This window comes from Lysinibacillus sp. FSL K6-4013, from assembly GCF_038630435.1.
In the GTDB taxonomy this organism is placed as follows: Bacteria; Bacillota; Bacilli; order Bacillales_A; family Planococcaceae; genus Lysinibacillus; species Lysinibacillus boronitolerans.
The window spans coordinates 3,600,263-3,618,152 of the sequence record NZ_CP152031.1 but is presented as its reverse complement, the minus strand read 5'-3'; the positions used below and the strand labels follow the sequence as shown (position 1 = coordinate 3,618,152).

At 37.7% G+C, this 17,890-nt stretch carries 19 protein-coding genes; 8 read left to right on the top strand and 11 right to left on the bottom strand.

Going from position 1 to position 17,890, the window contains the following annotated elements; translation table 11 throughout:
• Positions 1-39: 39 nt before the first annotated feature.
• From MHB39_RS17950 to cysC, 4 genes are all read left to right on the top strand, one after another.
• Positions 40-741 carry a phosphoadenylyl-sulfate reductase gene (locus MHB39_RS17950; RefSeq protein ID WP_342544763.1) on the top strand — a complete coding sequence of 234 codons (702 nt, stop codon included), beginning with the start codon at positions 40-42 and terminating at the stop codon, positions 739-741.
• A gap of 12 nt (positions 742-753) precedes the next feature.
• The gene (locus MHB39_RS17945; protein WP_036078559.1) at positions 754-1,818 is read left to right on the top strand and encodes an inorganic phosphate transporter; all 1,065 of its coding nucleotides are present in this window, start codon (positions 754-756) and stop codon (positions 1,816-1,818) included.
• Between the two features lie 70 nt (positions 1,819-1,888).
• Positions 1,889-3,028 carry a sulfate adenylyltransferase gene (gene sat, locus MHB39_RS17940; RefSeq protein WP_036078558.1) on the top strand — a complete coding sequence of 380 codons (1,140 nt, stop codon included), beginning with the start codon at positions 1,889-1,891 and terminating at the stop codon, positions 3,026-3,028.
• On the top strand, positions 3,025-3,618 hold the full coding sequence (gene cysC, locus MHB39_RS17935; RefSeq protein ID WP_036078557.1) for an adenylyl-sulfate kinase: 594 nt from the start codon (positions 3,025-3,027) through the stop codon (positions 3,616-3,618). The genes sat and cysC overlap by 4 nt, the downstream gene beginning before the upstream one ends.
• Before the next feature lie 44 nt (positions 3,619-3,662).
• Here the strand turns inward: cysC and mnhG are convergent, their stop codons facing one another.
• From mnhG to MHB39_RS17900, 7 genes are read right to left on the bottom strand one after another with little or no spacing between them, the layout of a single operon-like run.
• Positions 3,663-4,031 (bottom strand): monovalent cation/H(+) antiporter subunit G, encoded by a 369-nt coding sequence (gene mnhG, locus MHB39_RS17930; protein WP_004228373.1) that lies wholly within the window; start codon positions 4,029-4,031, stop codon positions 3,663-3,665.
• Positions 4,015-4,296 carry a Na(+)/H(+) antiporter subunit F1 gene (locus tag MHB39_RS17925; RefSeq protein ID WP_004228375.1) on the bottom strand — a complete coding sequence of 94 codons (282 nt, stop codon included), beginning with the start codon at positions 4,294-4,296 and terminating at the stop codon, positions 4,015-4,017. Before MHB39_RS17925 ends, mnhG begins: the two co-directional genes overlap by 17 nt.
• Entirely contained in the window at positions 4,293-4,772 is a 480-nt protein-coding gene (locus MHB39_RS17920; RefSeq protein ID WP_016995166.1) for a Na+/H+ antiporter subunit E, read from the bottom strand. Before MHB39_RS17920 ends, MHB39_RS17925 begins: the two co-directional genes overlap by 4 nt.
• 4 nt (positions 4,773-4,776) lie before the next feature.
• Complete coding sequence (locus MHB39_RS17915) at positions 4,777-6,264, bottom strand: Na+/H+ antiporter subunit D (protein ID WP_333006570.1); 1,488 nt, start codon at positions 6,262-6,264, stop codon at positions 4,777-4,779.
• Entirely contained in the window at positions 6,257-6,598 is a 342-nt protein-coding gene (locus tag MHB39_RS17910) for a Na(+)/H(+) antiporter subunit C (RefSeq protein WP_004228379.1), read from the bottom strand. The genes MHB39_RS17915 and MHB39_RS17910 overlap by 8 nt, the downstream gene beginning before the upstream one ends.
• Positions 6,598-7,020 carry a Na(+)/H(+) antiporter subunit B gene (locus tag MHB39_RS17905; RefSeq protein WP_004228380.1) on the bottom strand — a complete coding sequence of 141 codons (423 nt, stop codon included), beginning with the start codon at positions 7,018-7,020 and terminating at the stop codon, positions 6,598-6,600. The genes MHB39_RS17910 and MHB39_RS17905 overlap by 1 nt, the downstream gene beginning before the upstream one ends.
• Positions 7,007-9,418, bottom strand: coding sequence for a Na+/H+ antiporter subunit A (locus MHB39_RS17900; RefSeq protein WP_333006569.1), 2,412 nt, complete (start codon positions 9,416-9,418; stop codon positions 7,007-7,009). The genes MHB39_RS17905 and MHB39_RS17900 overlap by 14 nt, the downstream gene beginning before the upstream one ends.
• 155 nt (positions 9,419-9,573) lie before the next feature.
• Between MHB39_RS17900 and MHB39_RS17895 the strand changes: the two genes are divergently transcribed.
• Entirely contained in the window at positions 9,574-10,137 is a 564-nt protein-coding gene (locus MHB39_RS17895) for a DUF5366 family protein (protein ID WP_036078555.1), read from the top strand.
• 232 nt (positions 10,138-10,369) lie between these two features.
• On the opposite strand, the gene MHB39_RS17890 is transcribed toward MHB39_RS17895, so the two are convergent.
• The gene (locus tag MHB39_RS17890) at positions 10,370-12,220 is read right to left on the bottom strand and encodes a transglycosylase domain-containing protein (RefSeq protein WP_333006568.1); all 1,851 of its coding nucleotides are present in this window, start codon (positions 12,218-12,220) and stop codon (positions 10,370-10,372) included.
• Positions 12,221-12,457: 237 nt separating this feature from the next.
• Here MHB39_RS17890 and MHB39_RS17885 point away from each other — a divergent pair, with 237 nt between their 5' ends.
• Positions 12,458-13,045, top strand: a complete 588-nt coding sequence (locus MHB39_RS17885) for a peptidylprolyl isomerase (RefSeq protein WP_004228389.1) — start codon at positions 12,458-12,460, stop codon at positions 13,043-13,045.
• Between the two features lie 21 nt (positions 13,046-13,066).
• Positions 13,067-13,279: a hypothetical protein gene (locus MHB39_RS17880; RefSeq protein ID WP_016995163.1), complete on the top strand. Its 213-nt coding sequence runs from the start codon at positions 13,067-13,069 to the stop codon at positions 13,277-13,279.
• Positions 13,280-13,315: 36 nt separating this feature from the next.
• Here the strand turns inward: MHB39_RS17880 and MHB39_RS17875 are convergent, their stop codons facing one another.
• Positions 13,316-14,749, bottom strand: a complete 1,434-nt coding sequence (locus tag MHB39_RS17875; protein WP_342544756.1) for a hypothetical protein — start codon at positions 14,747-14,749, stop codon at positions 13,316-13,318.
• Positions 14,750-14,857: 108 nt separating this feature from the next.
• Positions 14,858-16,030: a MalY/PatB family protein gene (locus MHB39_RS17870; RefSeq protein ID WP_342544754.1), complete on the bottom strand. Its 1,173-nt coding sequence runs from the start codon at positions 16,028-16,030 to the stop codon at positions 14,858-14,860.
• Between the two features lie 72 nt (positions 16,031-16,102).
• Here MHB39_RS17870 and MHB39_RS17865 point away from each other — a divergent pair, with 72 nt between their 5' ends.
• Positions 16,103-16,363, top strand: a complete 261-nt coding sequence (locus MHB39_RS17865; protein ID WP_004228396.1) for a DUF1871 family protein — start codon at positions 16,103-16,105, stop codon at positions 16,361-16,363.
• A 77-nt stretch (positions 16,364-16,440) separates the two neighbouring features.
• Here the strand turns inward: MHB39_RS17865 and MHB39_RS17860 are convergent, their stop codons facing one another.
• On the bottom strand, positions 16,441-17,781 hold the full coding sequence (locus tag MHB39_RS17860; protein WP_257962031.1) for a sodium-dependent transporter: 1,341 nt from the start codon (positions 17,779-17,781) through the stop codon (positions 16,441-16,443).
• Positions 17,782-17,890: the final 109 nt, after the last annotated feature.

Here is a 17,890-nt window from a genome sequence, read left to right as displayed (position 1 = left end):
TCTTTTGTTAGAACGCCTTTTTGCTATGAGGGGGATTCGATGTTAACTTATGAAAATTGGCAAGAACCGATCATTGATTTTCAGGTTGATGATTTGTATAAGGCAGCACTAGAGGTTTTACAGTGGAGCTATCAGCAATATGGAGATGAAATCGTCTATGCATGTAGCTTTGGTATTGAGGGCATTGTCTTAATTGATCTCATTTCAAAGGTAAAGCCTAACGCTACGATTGTTTTTTTGGATACAGATGTACACTTTAAAGAAACATATGAAACCATTAATAAAGTCAAAGAAAAATATCCACATCTCAACATTGTCATGAAAAAGCCAGCTCTTACACTAGAGCAACAAGCTACACAACATGGTGACGAACTATGGAAGTCCAACCCAAATAAGTGCTGTGATATTCGTAAGATAAAACCTTTACACGAAGCCTTATCAGGTAAAAAGGCTTGGATATCAGGCTTACGTCGTGAGCAATCACCAACACGTCAACAAACAAACTTTCTAAATCGTGATGATAAATTTAAATCAATTAAAGTTTGTCCATTGATTCATTGGACTTGGAAGGATGTCTGGCGCTATGTTTCAAAGCACAGTTTGCCATACAATCCGTTACACGATCAAGGCTATCCAAGCATCGGCTGTGAGCATTGTACGAAACCAGCATTTACAATGGAGGATTTACGTTCAGGTAGATGGCAAGGTTCTGGTAAAACCGAGTGTGGGTTACATGAATAAAGGAGTTCTGCCATGCTTGAATATTTTGCAATAGCTATTAGTTTATTTTTTGCGATGAACATAGGAGCAAGCGGTGCAGCAGCCTCAATGGGTGTTGCTTATGGGGCAGGTGCCATTAAAAAAGCGTGGCAAGCATTGCTTTTATGCGCGATAGGCGTCTACAGTGGGGCTGTATTAGGCGGAGGAGAAGTAGTCAAAACGATAAGCTCAGGTATTATGCCCCAGGAATATATAACGGTAAAGGTCGTCATCATTATCTTGATTTCTGCGACAAGCTCGTTATTTTTCGCCAATCTTTTAGGCATTCCCTTATCAACGAGTGAAGTAACAGTGGGTGCTGTTGTAGGTGTAGGAATTGCCTATAAAGTATTATTCGTTAATTCGCTGCTTGTCATCATTTCATTTTGGGTGATTGTACCACTTGTTGCCTTTGTCATTGCTCTTGTATGTGGAAAGTTTTTATATAAGTTACAAATCAGAGGACTGCTGAAGGATCATCCAATTTTAACTGTTCTTCTCGTATTAGCAGGATTTTTCGAAGCATTTTCAGCGGGGATGAATAATGTTGCCAATGCAGTTGGACCGTTGGTGGGAGCAGGAATGATGGATGTGACAACGGGCATTGTGCTTGGCGGTGCATTTGTCGCAATAGGTGCTCTGCTACTTGGTAAACGAGTGCTTGAAACAAACGGTAAAAAAATAGTGCGCTTTCAAAAGGCAGAGGGCATTCTCATTTCAAGTACAGGTGCCCTGCTTGTTGGCATAAGCTCAGTTTTTGGGCTTCCAGTCCCATTAACACAAGTCACTTCTTCTTCCATCATCGGAATGGGGATGGCCAAAAACGGAAAGCAAATCTTCCATAAGCATATTGTGAAAAAAATTATACGCATTTGGATTGTATCACCCATCTTTTCGTTAGTCATTTCTTATTTTTTAGTGCAGCTATTTTTAGAAAAGGACCTTTATACCATTATTTTGAATGGCAGTATTATCGTTGGGACGCTAGGAGTCATTAGTCTGATGCGTACGATGCGTGAAGAAGAGCAGTCTATCTATGATGCAGGTGAAGGCATTTAAATTGAATCGTGTCATCACTAGATTTTGACTATAAAACTTAGTATTTAACTAGAATTAGGAGGAGATTTTAATGAGTTTACAACCACATGGTGGGCTACTTGTGCAAGCATTTGATCCAGAAAAGGAAATCACTACTATTCATAAGGAAATTGAGTTGGATGCGATTTCGTTGAGTGATTTAGAGTTAATTGCTATAGGGGGGTATAGCCCAATCGATGGTTTTTTAACACAAGTAGACTATGAGTCAGTCGTGGAACAAAGTCGTTTAGCATCAGGCGTAGTATGGAGTATTCCGATTACATTACCTGTTACAAAAGAGAAAGCGTCCATCTTACAGCCTGGTGATGAGGTGAAGCTTGTTTATGGTGATGAGGTATATGGCGTTATTGAAGTGGCAGATATTTATGAGCCGAATAAACGAAAAGAGGCTTTGCTTGTCTATGGAACAGAGGATTTAGCACATCCTGGCGTTCAAAAGCTCTTTGATCGACCTGCCATTTATGTCGGAGGAAAAATTACGTTGATTAAACGTCTTACACAAAAGTTCCCTGCTTATTCATTTGACCCAGTAGAAACGCGACAATTATTTGCTGACAAGGGATGGAAAACGATTGTTGGCTTCCAAACACGTAATCCAGTCCATAGGGCACATGAATATATTCAAAAGGCAGCACTTGAAACGATTGATGGGTTATTTCTAAATCCACTTGTTGGTGAAACAAAATCAGATGATGTGTCAGCTGCTATACGTATGGAGAGCTATGAGGTTTTATTAAAAAACTATTATCCTGAAAGTCGTGTACAATTAGGTATTTTTCCAGCCGCTATGCGGTATGCAGGACCAAAGGAAGCTATTTTCCATGCACTTGTTAGAAAAAATTATGGCTGTACTCATTTTATTGTTGGTCGTGATCATGCAGGTGTTGGTGATTATTATGGCACATATGATGCACAAAAGATTTTTGAACAGTTTACTGAAGATGAATTAGGAATTGTCCCACTAAAATTTGAGCATAGCTTTTATTGTCAGCAATGTGAAGGCATGGCTACGACAAAGACGTGTCCACATGATAGCTCTGCCCATGTCATTCTATCAGGAACGAAGGTACGTGAGATGCTACGAAATGGAGAAGTACCACCAAGTACATTCAGTCGTAAAGAAGTTGTAGACATTTTAATTAAAGGCATGAGTAAGGAGGTAGTAAAATGAGTTCAAACATTGTTTGGCATGAAGCCTCCATTACAAAAGAGGAACGTCGTTCAAAAAATAAACATCAAAGCTTTATTTTATGGTTTACGGGTTTATCTGCTTCAGGGAAATCATCCGTGGCCAATGCTTTTGCCCGTCGATTATTTGAAAGGAGCAATCAAGCCTTCGTATTAGATGGTGATAATGTGCGCCATGGCTTAAATAGTGACTTAGGATTCGATGAGGCAGGGCGCAAGGAAAATATTCGTCGAATAGGTGAAGTCTCAAAGTTATTTATAGAGAGCGGTCAAATTGTGCTAACGGCTTTTATTTCACCTTATCGAGAAGATCGCCAGGTAGTTCGGGCACTTGTAGAGGATGGTGAATTTTTAGAGGTCTATGTAAAGTGTTCAGTAGAAACATGTGAAAAAAGAGATCCGAAAGGTTTGTATAAAAAAGCAAGGAATGCTGAAATTGCTAATTTTACAGGGATTAGCGCTCCATATGAAGAACCAATTAACCCAGAAGTTATTTTGGATACAGAACAGCATTCCATAGAAGAATGTGTGGAGCAACTGACAAATATTTTAACTGCCAAAGGATATATTTAACTAAAAAAATCTGCTCGATTTAGTAATCGGGCAGATTTTTATGTTTATTTTACACCTTGTTCCTTTTTCATTCTGTCAATTTCAGGACCTAGTTCATCACGTACGGTACCTTTCCATGGCTTAACACCAGCAATATAGGAAGAACGCGTCATAATGTGTCCGCCAACAGGACCAGTGATAAAGAGAAAGAGTATTCCCAGTAAAATACGAGGGTTGAAATGATCTTCAATCAGCCAAAAGTGAAAGAATACACCGATTAGCACACACATGACGCCAAGTGTTGCACTTTTTGAAGCGGCATGGGCACGTGTATACAAATCAGGTAAGCGGACAAGTCCGATAGCTGTCACGACAATAAAGAGTACTCCAACAGTAATGAAAAAGATAACTAAACTATTAGCGAGAATTGTCACGTTTGATGATATCTCCTTTCTCTATGAATTTAGAGAAAGCCATCGTACCGATAAACGATAAAATTGCTAGCAATAAAATGATTTCAAGAAAGAAGCTTGTTTCCACTAAAATCGAAAATAGTCCGATTAGGGAAATGAGTGAAACACCAAGTGAATCCAAGGCAACAACACGATCGGATGCGGAAGGACCTTTTACCATTCGATAAATGACCGCTATCATAGATAAGCAAATCACTACGATTACAGCAATAATAAATGTTGTCATGATCTACTCACCTCTAAAATCGCTTTTTCAAATGAATCTCGAATGGAAGCAATGGCTTCATCCACATCGTTAATATCAATTGCATGTACATACAATGTTTTCGCATCATCCGATACATGCACTACGACTGTTCCTGGTGTTAAAGTAATAAGACTCGACAATAACGTGATTTCCCAGTCTTGTGTTAGAACAGTTGGATAAGCAAAAAAGGCAGGTTGCATGTCCAGCTTAGGCTTTAACACTACTTTCAACACTTGAACATTTGCTAGAATTAATTCTTTAAAGAACAATAACGTTAAGTTTAGCAGAGCCCATAATCGATAGACATAAAGACGAGACTTGAAAAACCTCCGCATGAGAATAAGTAAAAGTATTCCCATAATGAATCCAATGATAAAACCAGTTGCTGTGTAATTAGAGGAAAGGAACATCCAGACGAAGGCAAGTACAAAATTTAAAATCATTTGAAATGCCATAGTGTTACTCCTCCTTCATGACAGCATCTATATAGATAGATGGATCATTTAATAGTTTTGCGGCATCATCCATAAATGGCGTAATCCATTCAGAACCGACACCATATGCGACAGTAATAAGTACTAAAACGGCAGTAGGCATAAACAGCATTTTATAGGTAGATTTGTCGATTGTACCTTGTGTTTCTTTTTCCTCACCCCAAAAGGCATAAAGGAAAATACGAATCACGGATAGTAAAACAAGCAATGAAGATGCCAAAATGAAAATACTGCTCCACATATTTCCAGCCTCAAAGCCTCCCTGAACAATTAACAGCTTTCCAACAAACCCGCTAAGTGGTGGAATTCCAGCTAAGCCAAAAGCTGCTATTAAATAACACCAACCAAGTGCAGGGTATTTTTTCATAAGCCCACCCATTTTACGCAAATCCGATGTACCAGTAATATAGATGACAATGCCGATTAACATAAAGAGTGCTGCCTTAATGAGCATATCGTGAATTAAATAAAACATAGCTCCTTTTAATGAAGTCTCATTCATTTGAGAGACACCAAATAAAATGACACCTACTGCAATGACAATGTTATAGATAATAATGAGTTTTACATCAAAATAAGCGAGTGCTCCAATACAACCAGCCACAATTGTTGCAATGGCTAATGCCATTAGTAAATCATGCGTATAGGATAAATCATGTACAAAAAATAGTGTGTAGGTACGTGTAATGGCATATACCCCAACCTTTGTGAGCAGAGCGCCAAAAAGTGTTAAGACAGGGATCGGGGCTGCTGCATACGAAGTAGGAAGCCAAAAGTATAATGGGAAAATGGCTGCTTTTAGTCCAAATACCATTAAAAATAGGACGGCGATAACAGTAATAATCCCTGGTTGATTAATTTCTGCAATTTTTACCGCAATATCGGCCATGTTTAATGTCCCTACTACAGAATATAAATAGGCAACTGTTATAACAAATAAGGCCGAAGAAATAACATTAATTAAAATATATTTAATAGACCCTTTCAGTTGCCCCTTCTCACCACCTAAAACGATGAGTAAATAGGAAGCCATTAGCAATACTTCAAAGAACACAAATAAGTTAAAAATATCGCCTGTTGTAAAGGCACCATTGACCCCAGTTAAAATAAACATAATACCAGGGTAATAAAAGAAGCGTTCGCGTTCCTTCGTGATAGAACCGAAGCCATACCAAACAACAAATAGCGCAATAAGCAATGTCGTTGTAACGAGCAATGCAGACACCATATCAGATACCATTGTAATACCGTAAGGAACAGGCCAATTTCCAAATGTGACCTTTTGAATACCATCTTCTTTCACTGTTAAAAGCAGTGAAAGGGCAGAGAGGAGGGCTAGTCCAATCCCAAGTAATGAAAATGATCGCTGATAAGTTAGATTTTTTTGTCCAAACATTAAAATCATACCGAAGAAAAACGGGATGATAATGGGTAATAGTAGGAAGTTATTCATCCTCATCACTTCCTCTCATTAAGCTAATATCATCCGTGTTAAGCTCCTGATAGGAACGGTAGGCAAGTACAAGGAAGAATGCTGTCACCCCAAAGCTTATAACAATCGCAGTTAAAATAAGTGCTTGGGGTAAGGGATCAGCAAATGTTTTGGCACCTTCGTTTAAGACGGGTGGAGCTTCACCACCAAGACCACCCATTGTTAAGATGAGTAGATGAGCACCATGACTTAACAGACCTGTTCCAATAATAATGCGCAATAAACTTTTTGATAGGATTAAATAGACCGCTGCCATAAAAAGAAAGCCGATCACAAAGGCCATAATTATTTCCATTATTCATCCTCTCCAATCGTTTGAATAATGGTCATCGTAACGCCGACAACAACCAAATAGACACCGCTATCAAAAAGCATAGCCGTGTGTAATGACTGTTTGCCTAGAAGCGGTAAATCGAAATAATCAAAGAAATGTGTGAAAAACGGTTTGCCCACAAACATGGGGTATGCCGCAGTAGCAAGGGCTAATAGTAAGCCAATGGCTGTTAAATATGTGTAATTAATAGGTAGAATATGACGGACTGTGTTGATATCATAGGCTAACACTAAAAGAACCAGTGCACTTGATGTTAACAGACCTCCTACAAAGCCTCCACCAGGCGTATAGTGACCAGCTAAAAAAATATGAATGGAGAAGAAGAAAATAATGAAAAATACAATTTTAGCTGTAAATTGTATGATCACATCATTTGTTTTCATGAGTGTTCTCCTTTCTATTCATACGTAACTTAATCATAGCTAAGATGGCCATGCCAGCTATGCCGAGTACTGTAATTTCAAACAATGTATCGAAACCACGATAGTCTACTAAAATTACGTTTACAATATTTCCACCACCCGCTAGAGAATAGACGGTTTCCTCGTAGTACTTAGCAATAGACGGAATTAATTTTTGGGAATGAGCTGACAGCGCAACAAGTGTTACCATCACACCAACTGCAATGGAAACAATGGCACGATTTAACTGGAACCTCATTCGCTCCTCGCGTTTACCAAGCTTAGGTAGATGGTAAAATGCTAATAAAAATAGTGCTACTGAAATCGTTTCTATAACGAGCTGTGTCAGCGCTAAATCAGGTGCATTAAAAATGACAAAGAATAAGGCGACTGTATAGCCTACAGTACCAAGCCCAATAATGGCTGTTAAACGTGATTTGGCCAAGATGGTGATGGCCGTACCAATTAATAAAACGACGATCAAGATAATTTCATACAAATTAATTGGGGAGGCTCCTTGGAATGAAATACTAAATGCATCTTTCACGAATAGAGACCCGATTACAATAATAGTTATTCCGCTAAACATATAAAGTAAATAGTGACGCATAGAACCTGTCATATAGCGTCGGGAAATACGATTTAAGCCAACATCTAATCCCTGCATGATTTTGTCATAGGCATTGTTTAATGTTAACGCTTGCGGGAATCGTTGATACATCCCCTGCCATTTTGGTAAGGCAACAAATAACAATACCCCAACTATTATAATCCCAACTGTCATCAATAACTCTGGGGTGATGCCGTGCCAAGCAGATACATGAATATCAACAGCTTGGGGTGAATCATACAAAAATGGCTGTATCGCTTGAACGGCTGGTTTTACAAAGGTATTACCGATAAAGTTTGGAATAAAGAAAATTGTCACAACTAAAGCCGCTAAAAGAATAGGCGAAATTAGCATACCGATCGGCGCCTCATGTGGTTTATGAGGTAACTGCTCTGGTTTGTAATTCCCATTAAATGTTCGGAAAACAAAATAGAAGCTATAGATAAATGTAAAAATACTAGCAATCCACGCAACAATAGGGAAGAGTGCTCCCCATGTTTCAAAGCCGAAGAATTCAAACTTTTGAAGTGCAAGCATGGCTGTTAAAAACATTTCTTTACTTAAGAAGCCATTAAATGGTGGAAGACCAGCCATTGATAAACTTCCTATTGCAGCCACAGTAAAACTAATTGGCATAATACTCATTAAACCACCAAGTTTACGAATATCTCGAGTTCCTGTTTCATGATCAACAATGCCTGCAATCATGAAGAGACTGCCTTTAAATGTTGCATGATTGATAAGGTGGAAAATGGCAGCAAATGCAGCAAATTTAATGGTATCGACTGAGCCATTTGCATGAAAAGTAACAGCACTTGCCCCGAGTAGTGACATTATAAGTCCAAGCTGACTCACTGTGGAGAAGGCTAGAATACCTTTTAAATCAGTTTGCTTCACTGCAAAGAAGGAGCCCCAGAATAAAGTTAAGATACCTACACCCGTTACAAGCCACACCCAAAGCTCAGAGGCAGCAAATATCGGCGTAAATCGTGCAACTAAATAGATACCTGCTTTGACCATTGTAGCTGAGTGAAGGTATGCACTTACTGGTGTTGGCGCCTCCATGGCATCTGGTAACCAAATGTAGAATGGGAATTGCGCGGATTTTGTAAATGCTCCCAAGAGTAATAGGACAAGTGACCAAGTGAATAAAGGTTGGTCTACTAAATTTGGGGCCATAACAATCAATTCTCGAATGGAATAGGTTCCTCCCATTAAATAAAGAAGAACGAAACCACCTAGCATCATTAAACCGCCGCCAACTGTAATCATCATAGACTTTAATGCTCCGAAGCGTGAGGCATCCCGATTATACCAATAGCCGATGAGTAAAAATGATGATATGGATGTTAGCTCCCAGAAGAAATAGAGTGTAATTAAATGATCTGACTGTACTACTCCCAGCATGGCTGACATAAATAACAGTAAGTAAACATAAAAGTTATGTAATTTTTCTTTATGTTTATCTAAGTAAAAAATGGAGTAAAGCACAACTAACGAGCCAATTCCAGTAATGAGTAATGAGAATAATAAGCTAAGTCCATCTAAATATGAGATGATGGAAATATCAAGAGATGGAATCCAAGGTAGCTCTGCAGTAAATACTTCACCTTTAGAAACTTGAGCAATATATGTTGTATAAATAACAGCAAGCGTAACAGGTACAGCAAGAACAAACCAACCTGTGTGAATATTATTCATGCGTTTATATAATAATGGCACTAATATTGCAACAAGCATTGGAATAAAAATATAAAGTACTTGTAACAAAAAAACCCTCCTTTATGCAGGTAAGTAAATCAATTATAACGTACTTTAATTGGGAATGCATATGCACTATTGGGATTTAGCTTGCGGTCGTTGGAGAATTTTCGTTATATTATAAATAGGAAGTTATCAATAAAAATAAAGGAAAAAAATTTTTTATGAGGAACCCATATATCTATGGTTATCTACCATTAATTACAATTTTATTGTTTAGTTTGACATTTGGTATGTATGCTGTTGGTAAATCATTACAGATTTTTCAAGCCATCGGTGTGTATTCGGGAATGCGAGAGTTTTTATCAGATTTTGAATTACGTGTATTTCTACTCATTGTTTTTGCCATTGTTTTTTTTATGTTATTTTCTGCCCTTAAGCTTGTTGGAGAAACCATTCATGAGGTAGGAATGCTGTTCTTTTCAAAGGATAACGAAGGGGCCACAGTTAGTCAGGCTCGAGGTGGCTATATTATCTTATTTGTAGGTGCTATGTGTTCTGCATTTGCCATCCAATTTATTTATGTTTTAATTGGTATCTTTGTCATCACAATATTTACCTACTTTATTTACCTGATTTATAAAATGAGTCATTTTATATCAATGGGAGGCACAATCGGTCTATTAATCTTTGAGCTTTTTATGTGGACGATTCTTTTAACTCTAGTTGTTTATGTCGTATTAAAGCTCTATAATGGCATTTTGGCAAGTTTGCCGTTTGCAAATTAATACATACTATTAAAATGATAACAGCATCCTCCATAAAGAATAATGAAACTTTCACTTTATTTGAAAACTGTTGCTAAAAAGCTAACATTTTGACTCCGGCTCGCCCACAGGAAAGAAAGTAGCCTGTAACGGAAAACCATTTCCACCTTTCATAAAAATTTTATTAATGGTTTGTTTTTTAACACTTTGAAAAGGTAGTAGTCGCTAAGACTACTACCTTTTGGTTGTTTCACTACTCAAGCAAAACATTAAATAATTGATGATGAATTTTGTATTCTTCTAATTGCTGCATTGATTGAGGTTTATCATACCCTAACCATACGGCAGCGGTATAATCGTCATTGAGTCCAGCAAGCCAGTAGTCACGATAGTCATTCGTTGTCCCTGTTTTTGCCCCAACATAGCTGCTGTTACTATAGACACCTTGACCTGTACCGTTTGCTACAACATCTGCAAGGAGCTCACGCATGTATTTTACTGTTTTAGGAGACCAAATTTGCTCACGCTGTGTATCCCAACTATAAAGTTCTGTTCCATCGAAAGCTGTGACTTTGCGTATACTATGAGCAAGTACATAAGAGCCATCAATAAAGCTAGTATAAGCATCTGCGAGTTCTAATGCTGTTACACCATAGGTGAGCCCTCCTAATGATGCGGCATAATTATGATCCTTCTCTACAATCGAGCGGAAGTGAAAGCGATTAAGGTAATCAAAGGCTGTTTCAACCCCAACTGTTTGAAAGAGGCGAAGTGCAGATGTGTTATAGCTATGTCGAAAAGCAGTACGAATTGACACATCACCATACGTATAGCCCCCATAGTTTTGTGGGCAAAACGAGCCAACACAATAACGACCACCGTTGACAATCGAATCAGGTGTATGAGCTGTTGTTTCGAAGAACGGTGCATAGACTGCCAGAGGCTTAAAGGCTGACCCTGGTTGGCGTGTTCCTTGAAATGCACGATGGAAATCAAATTTTTCATAGTTCTTCCCTGCATACAGACTAACTATTTCTCTTGATTGGTTCTCAATAGTTGCACCTGCTGCTTGCAATGGGCTAGTTCCTAAAATAGCTGACATTTTTTCCTCATCATGCTGCTGTTTAGTTGGATCAAGCGCTGTGTGAATGATGAGTCCATTTTGAAATAATGTATTGAGTCGATTATCTAATTGCGCTTTAATTTTTTTCTTCTCTTCCTCATTATCTGTAAAGCCTAGTCGATCCGCATAGCCTTCTTTTTCTGCAACAAGCCATTTTAACTCTTGAAGAACATAAGTACTATACATTGGATAACTTTGAATTTTATCTTTCACATTTAATGTAATGGAATCAGCCTTATAGTTTTTTGCCTCTTCCTCTGTAATAGCCCCATTTGCTGCAAGGGTATCTAACAAGCGCTCCTGCCTTGCTTTAGTTTGATCATAATTCTTTAAAGGATTATAAAGGGAGGGGTTATTTGGGATGGCCGCAATGAAGGCTATTTCAGCTATGGATAATTCTTGGAGTGGCTTTTGAAAATAATAGGTGGCTGCTCCGCCAATGCCATAAACTTGATTGCTAAAATAGGACTCATTCAGGTACATCGTTAAAATGGCTTCTTTATCAAATTCCTTTTCTAATTCATATGCATAAAAAAGCTCTGTTAATTTCCGTTCATATGTTTTTTCTTCAGATAAATAACGCATCCGAACAAGCTGCTGCGTGATTGTACTACCACCTTGAGAGGTTGTGTTGCTATTTGAATTGGCTACAACCGCACGAATAATCGCACTCAAATCAAAGCCAATATGCGTATAAAAATCAGCATCCTCACTGGTAATGAATATTTCCTGGGCAATTTGTGGAATTTCTTGTAAACTTAGTGGCTGCCGCCATTCGACATATTCCTCACTAAATGTTTGCCCATTTCGATCAATAAGGGTAACAGGTAGCTGGGCCTCTACCTCAGGTAAATGTATAGCATTAGTCATTTGTTCCTCATGTGCTTGTGCCATATGGATTTCTGTTTTAATGTTTGTGCTAATCCACCATAAAGCAGGAAGGGATAGAACGATAATAAAAAAACCAAAAGCCTTTTTCATGTGTGCCTCCACTCTTTCTATAAATCCTTCATCAGAATAACATATTTTGGATAGATTCCAAATACTCGCTCGGACCTATTTATATAGTTTTAAAAAGGAATAGTAAAAGTGCAAAAATCGTCAATACTTTGAGGGAGAAAACCGGTAGGAAGTATGTTAGACTAAAATGAGGTCAGAAAGGGTGCACAGGCATCTTTTTCATTGAAACTGAAATTTATCATTAAAGGAGAGACTTCCATGTTTCCACAATTAACAACAGACGTACAAGCAGGCGAAGTGCTTGTAGAAATGAACACAACATTAGGTGCTATCAAAATTAAATTATTCCCTGAGCACGCACCAAAAACGGTTGAGAACTTTTTAGGTCATGCTAAATCAGGCTACTATAACGGCATTATTTTCCACCGTGTTATTCAAGACTTCATGATTCAAGGTGGCGACCCAACTGGTACTGGTATGGGCGGAGAATCAATTTGGGGTAATTCCTTTGAAGATGAGTTCTCAGAGCAATTGTTTAACCTACGTGGAGCGCTTTCAATGGCAAATGCAGGTCCAAACACAAATGGTTCTCAATTCTTTATTGTACAAATGAAGCACCTTCCAAGTGATATGCTTCGTCAATTACAGGGTGCAGGCTTCCCTGAAGAAATCATCGAAGCTTACGCTCAAAACGGTGGTACACCTTGGTTAGACCATAAACACACAGTATTCGGTCATGTAGTAGAAGGTATGGACATTGTGGATAAAATTGCGGATGTGGAAAAAGATTTCCGTGACAAACCATTAGAAGATGTGAAAATTGAGTCAATTACAGTCTTTGAATAATACGTATAAGGACGTGTAGAAATGCAAAACTTTATGTATCAATTTTTATATTTCCCAGAAGACAAATCAGGTTATATTCCAGCGGCATTTGAATTTTTAATTATGCTTATTCTATGTATTATCGTGTTTACGCTTTTTAGAAAAATTTCTAAGAAGCAAGAAATGAAATCTAAGGAAATTGAAGCACGGATTTTAGCAGAAAAGAAAAGTACAAATAACCAACAGAATATTTAAATAAAAAGAATCTGCCTCCCTGGAGACAGATTCTTTTTATTTATATTTTTTTTTAGCACGACGCACCATGTTTCGTAGTGTTTTAAAGGCAGTGACACAAACAAGGACAAGGGATAAACCAATCCCACTCAATGCAGTAATAAAGGCTACCCATTCAAAGAGTGTATAACTACCGATGCTATCGAAATCACTGCTATCCTTCCAACCTTCAATGACTAAGTTCATCCCATAAATGCCTGATATTACAGTAAAGACTGTTAAAATAAATAGTAAATTATTACTTCGATTATCAGATTGATCTTCCTGTGTTCGATACAAACTATTCAATGTTTCTTTCGTTTCGACATAATGTTCATTTATACGGAAATACTTTCGTAGCAATTGAGAAATTTCTCTGCCTTCTGTTCGTACGATGACTTCTTCAAAATAATAGCGTGCAGAAAACTTTGTAATGAGCTCGATTAGTTCATTGACAACCTGTTTATCTTTGCCCCACTTTATTTCACTATACTCATAGGAAAGCTTTAAGAGCATCATTTTATAAAAATAATGAATGAACAAATTGTAATAGTGCGTACCCATAAATTCTTGAATACTATGTGTACATTTGGCAAACGGCCTATTTGTCATCGTTATTTGTGCCTGTGACGAGGTGATAATATAACTGTTCGGAGCCCAACGTGTATGGGCATGCTCTTGTACATAATTAGAGATATATTCAGGATTAGTGCTAGAAATAAAGGGTTTGCCAGCAGGTGTCCTACCATCTACTTGTCCCAATCGAAATAAATGCTCAGGTATAATTTTAGCTTCTTCCTCAGCAATTAAATATGCTGAGGCAAACATTCTCTCATCTTCAAAGAAAGGTAAGCCTTCATAGCTATGGTCTTGTTGATGTAATAGAAAGGGCTTTAAATAAGGTATAAAATACTTAAATAATAATTCACTCGTAGAAGAACAATGACCAAATGAAAAATGATGACTTGCACCTTTTTCCTCTCTTAGTTTTGCCTCTAATACTCTAAAATAGTGGATAAAATTTAAGATATCACTTAGATCATGCGATTGATCTGTAATATTTGTTCTGACTGTTATAATCCCATTCCCAAAAGGACATAATGCCACATCAATACTCATCACTTCGTAATCATAATTGATTTGACTTTCTTGAAGGTGTAAGGCGCCTTGTGTATAAAAAGCTTTGGAAAAACGAATAAAGTCAGGGCTATTCATTTCGTTTGGAAATAATTTATCCTCCAAAAAAGGATAGAAAAATTGGGCAAGCTCCTCATGTATAATCGTCAAATCACCATAAAAGGCGTCTTCAAGTGATGTATTTTTCAAGGTAAAAAAAGAAAAGTCCTCATCTAATAGTACATCACTGATTTTTTGACGATTTTTTTCGGAATAGGCGAAGGGAAAAAGGAAGGTCATATAGGCACGTTTAATCGTTAATGGGACAATGTCCATGTAAAACACCTCTTTATAAATCCGATTGATAAGAACCTTTTCCACAAAATTAAGCTTTTAAACATAGAAAAGGATATCTCCAAAAGAGAGATATCCTTTCAACCATTATTATTGTGCAAAGACCTTTTTAAAACGCTCGACGCCATCTTTCACAGTATCAAATGAACAAGCAACATTCATACGTAGGAAGCCACGGCCTTCTTCTCCATATTTTGTTCCTGGTTCTAGTGCTAGCTTTCCGATTTCAAGTAAGCGAGTCATGATCTCCTTCTCTTCAAGCCCCAGCTCTCGGTAATCAATCCAGATTAAATAAGTGGATTGAGGAATCGTAACACGAATGCCTGGAATTTGCTCTAACTCAGCTTTCACATACTCCATATTGGCAGAAATATAAGGGAGTAATTCATCTAACCAAGGAGCCCCTTCTGTATAAGCAGCATGAAGGGCAACAGAGGCAAATGTATTTAATGAGCCTTGACCACTTGCCATATTGATGGCCTCTAGCTTCAAGCGTTTTTTCTTATCTGATACGATCATATATGAAACTTGAATTCCTGCTAAGTTAAAAGTTTTAGTAGGAGCCATACACGTAACAATGCGATTGATTTCATCACCTGCAACTTTAGCTAAAGGAATATGTTTATCCCCATTGATCATTAAATCAGCATGGATTTCATCAGAAATAATGATGACATCATACATAGCACATAGTCGTACAATTTCCTTTAAAGTAGCTTCATCCCATACATAGCCTCCTGGATTATGCGGGTTACATAGTATGTAGGCTTTCACATCTTGTGCTAAAGCCTGCTCAAAGGCTTCAAAATCATAGACAAACATTCCATCTTCTTCAACCAATGGGCAGCTTACAACTTCACGACCATTACTTTTTGGTATGTTAAAGAATGGCGGATAAACTGGAGGTGAAATGAGTACTTTGTCACCAGGGTTAGTTAGGGCAACAATGCTGTTAGCTAATGCAGCCACAACACCATTACAGAATAGAATGGCTTCTTTCTCAATGTGCCAGTCATGGCGACTACTTTGCCAGTCTACAATGGATTGAATCGCTTCTTCACTCATATAACTATAGCCAAAAATAGTATGTTCAGCATGTTGCTGTAAAGCCTTTGAAACGGCTGGTGGAGCTGCAAAATCCATATCGGCTACCCACATTGGTAAGATATCTGAGGCATCGTTTAGGCCATAAACCTTTTCCATTGCGTCCCATTTTACAGAGTTTGTACATCGACGTTTGATAGTTTGATCAAAAATAGACAAGCAAATCACTCTTTTCTTTTTTTTTTACTATGGTATCATACGAGTATGATCAAAGGATAATAGGTGAGTATTTTGGAAAATATAAAAATGAATCAAGCAGCTGTCCATCTGCTAGAGGAGTGGGATCCATTCCACTTAGGTCCAGACCATTATGATACAGAAACAGCAGATGTAGTTGCAGCATTGCAAGGGATTGATGATCCATCAACACTTGCAAAGGTTATTCAAGAAACATATGAGCATTCGTTTGAGCAATGGATACCGTTTGAAGATTGTGTAGCCATTTCTTACAAACTAATTGCCATTAAATTTGAAGCGAAATGTATTATTTAAAATATTTTGCATATTCCTTATAAAAAAAGGGGTTGTCAATGGACAACCTCTTTTTTAATGCATCATGAGGCTAGTACTTATTTAAATAAAGGCAAAATCCCCTGAATGAAAATAATAAAAATGGCGAGTGGGGAGACGTAGCGAATTAAAATGTACCAAATATTAAACATGAAGCTAGACGCAGCTAATTCTTTACGTGAAATATCCCTTGTATAATAATAACCTGCAAAAATTGAAATCAACAAAGCTCCAATCGGCATTCCGATGCTATTAGTCATAAAATCAACAAAGTCAAAAATAGAGCGATCTACTATTTTTACATCTGCTAATATGCCAAATGAAAGGGCACTTGGAATACCAAAGATGAAAATAACGATTCCACCAATCCAAGCAATTTTTTTACGTTTTTCTGGTTTATCACCAATAGCGATTGCCACGACTATTTCTAACATGGAAATGGAAGAAGTGACTGTAGCAAAAAGCAATAGAATGAAGAAAATAGTTAAGAATAAGCCACCAAGAGGTAATTGCTCGAATACAGCTGGCAAAATAATGAATACTAAGCCTGGCCCTTGATCAGGCGTATAACCAAGCGCAAATACTGCTGGGAAAATAACAAGTCCTGCAAGTAAAGAGATAATAATATTCATAGATGCTACATTAATCGCAGAGTTACCAATCTTCTCTGTTTTAGATAAATAGGAAGCATATGTAATCATAACCGCAATACCTACACTTAATGAGAAGAAAGCTTGTCCTAAGGCCATTAAAAATGTTTCAGCATTTAAATAGGACCAATCAGGTACAAACATAAATTTAACGCCTTCCATAGCCCCATCTAAAGTTAAAGAGCGAATAACTAGGACAATAAAGAAAATAAAGAGGAGAGGCATCATCCATGTGCTGGCTTTTTCAATTCCGCCCTTAATACCTGCTGACACAATGACTACTGTTAATAACATAAATAGTCCCTGTACAAGTACTGCTTCAAAAGGGCTTGAAATAATATCGCCAAATAAATCAGCGTAGTTGATGTCAGAGCCAGCATTCGTTAGCTTAAATGTAAAGGCACGACCCAAGTAGCTTAAAATCCATCCACCAACAACGCTGTAGAATGATAAGATAAGGCCTGCGATTACCATACCGCCCCAGCCAATCAAATACCATGGCTTTCCTGGTGCTTGTTCCTTAAAGGAAGTGACGGCATCCTTTTGACCTCGACGACCTATCATGAACTCAGCAATGAGGACGGGTAAGCCAATAAAGAAAGTACATAAAATAAATAATAAAATAAAGACACTACCGCCATTCGTACCCGCCATATAGGGGAATTTCCAAATGGCTCCTAACCCTATAGCACTTCCTGCGGCAGCTAAAATAAACCCAATTTTTGTTGTAAATTGATCCCTCGACGACACGAAAATAAATCCTCCTTATACTAAAGTATTATTTTACCTCAATATTCTCATAACACAAGCAAATATCAGAAAATTGATGATAGCAAGAAAGACATTTGATGGAGTAAAA